Genomic DNA, 2,458 nt, shown 5'->3' on the forward strand with positions numbered 1-2,458 from the left:
AACAACTTTGCTCTTTTCATTTCCATCCCCTCCCTTTCAGGTATTCCCTGACAAACTCATCTTCCTTATCTTTTGTAAGACCGTCCAGCCTTGCACAGAACAGCTCGTCTAGAACATCTCTTATCTCGGGGCCTTCCCTCATGCCGTATCTGGTCTTAAGTACATTTCCATTGATTGATAATTTCGTGTCATTCAGTTTCTTCAGATAGGCAAGGAATAACAAATCCTCCTGTTCATCCAGATAACTGTTGACGAAGTTAAGTATTTCGGGCTTGTTCGTCTTCAGAGATCTGTAGAATTGAGAAGGAGTCTCTGGCTTCTCATTAACTATTATACCTGCAGTGGCTATCGCATCATTAAGCCTTTCAAGATAGTTTTTCGGCAATCCATAACGTGCTATGCACCATTCAACGGATTTCGAGTCACTCTTTCTTAGGATTATCATTAAGAGTGTGTAGAACATCCTATCTTCTCCAATTAACAAAGCGTTTCTCTCTCTTCGAAGGAAATAGCGCTGGAGTCTGATGTCTGTCTCTCTATCAAATTCTGTTTCGGGGAAGAGCTTCTCCATAACACCAAGGCTGGCAAGTCTTCTCAAGGCCTTGAGTGGAAGCGGCTCTTCAATTGCCTTGCTCAATTCGTCTCTCAGTCTCTGCCCTGTTACCCTATCGAGATATCCTTCAGCTGCACATTGCTTGAGCAGCTCGGCGGTTCTCACTTCTATCTCGAACCCAAAGCGCTGTTCAAATCTTACGGCTCTGAGGATTCTTGTCGGGTCCTCGATGAAGCTTAGAGGGTGGAGTGCTCTTATAATCCCTTTTGAAAGGTCCTTTCTCGATCCAAAGAAATCGATCAGAATTCCAAAATCCTCCTGGTTCAGTTTTATAGCCATGGCATTTATGGAGAAATCTCTCCTGTAAAGATCTTTCTTTATCGTGCTCATTTCGACCTCAGGAAGAATCGCTGGTTTCTTGTAGTATTCAGTTCTCGCCGTTGCAACGTCAATTCTCAGACCATCGTTGAAGAACATGGAACTGGCGAGAAATTCCCTGTGCTCGACAATCTTAATGTTAAAGTACTTTTTGAAGGTCTCTGCAAAGAGATTGGCATTGCCTTCGACCACTATGTCTAGATCGAGATTTTTTTTGTTCAAGAGAAGATCCCTCACAAAACCTCCAACTATGTAAGTCGGCATGTTGAGCTCGCTCCCAACTGCACCGAGAAATCTTAGCATGGTTACTATGCGTTTTTCGACGCGTTCCTCTATCAAATCTTCTACGGGGAATTTGGCATAGTTCTGATCACCTATCTTTTCTCCGGGATCGATTATCCTTCTTCTTCCAAAAGTGCTCTTCAGGAGATCAGTCCGTGTCACTATTCCACTCAGGATACCACCGTCGAGGATTAGAATTGCAGTTGTATCGTTTTCTATCATCTTATCGGTTACCGCCTGAACCGAATCGTCTACCGATGCCGTCACAAAGAAACGGTCCATCACTTCAATTATTCTTCTCGCTGCCAGTCCGTGTCTAATGGCTTTTTCGGTATTCCTGTATTTGGCTATACCTACAAGCTTTTCCTGATCAACTACCGGCAGAGTGTGATGACCCGTTCTCTGCATGATTTTGAAGACATCTTCAACCTTCATCTCTGCAAGAGCGGTTCTCACCGGTGAAGACATAATATCTCTTACTTTAATGAGGCGTTCAATGTTGTTTTCGAAGTTTTTTATGATTTTTTCTTCGGCTTCTGCTGACGTGCAGTTTTCAAAGTAACCAAGTGTGTATGATCCGCCGCTGTTTCTTTGCACACCATCGAGTTCGGCAGTGTCGAGATTCATGTATTTCGATCTTAGGGTGTAATATACTCGATTGTTGGTTTTGAGAAGGACAACTAGATTCTCTACGCCAAGAAAGGACCAGAGTTTTTCTACCACGAGGCTAAACCCTCCCGGCAGAAAGTCTCTTCTTGCAGATGCAATGTTGATTTCTACCCCTCTGATCGATGTCCTTCTCAAACCCAGTATCAGTGATTCTATGAGCCTCTGTTGTGAAGCGCTCAGCTTGTAGCCCGAGTAGATTCCAAGATCGTCCGGCCGTGCGCCTAGATCGATAAGCCATGCGGCAGTACTCAGATCTTGTGCTCTGGTAGAGGCATGAGTGAAATTTCCAGTTTCCCTGTAGATTGCTGTCGCAAATAGGGTTGCCTCATTTCTGGATATTTCCTTCTTCTTTTTCCTCAGCTGATTGCACATGAGAGTGGTGCAAGCTCCAAGATCCTTGAAAATTCCTTTTTGTGCTTCACTCAAGCTTGTCCTGTGATGGTCGTAAAACTTCACGTCGGTATTTCTTTGAATAGATTGTTGAAGAGAAGCGGGAATTCTTTTTAGATCAGATGTATCAACGATTATCAAAGAGGAGAGATTGGAAATCCGTATCTCATTTACGTAATAAAATGA

The 2,458-nt window shown here is 43.5% G+C and carries 1 protein-coding gene; it reads right to left on the reverse strand.

From position 1 onward, the window contains the following. Positions 1-16: 16 nt before the first annotated feature. Positions 17-2,458: CBS domain-containing protein (locus BG32_RS10375; RefSeq protein ID WP_121526793.1), on the reverse strand; the 2,442-nt coding region annotated here is incomplete at its 5' end.

The sequence above is a fragment of the Mesotoga sp. HF07.pep.5.2.highcov genome (assembly GCF_003666285.1).
GTDB lineage: Bacteria > Thermotogota > Thermotogae > Petrotogales > Kosmotogaceae > Mesotoga > Mesotoga prima.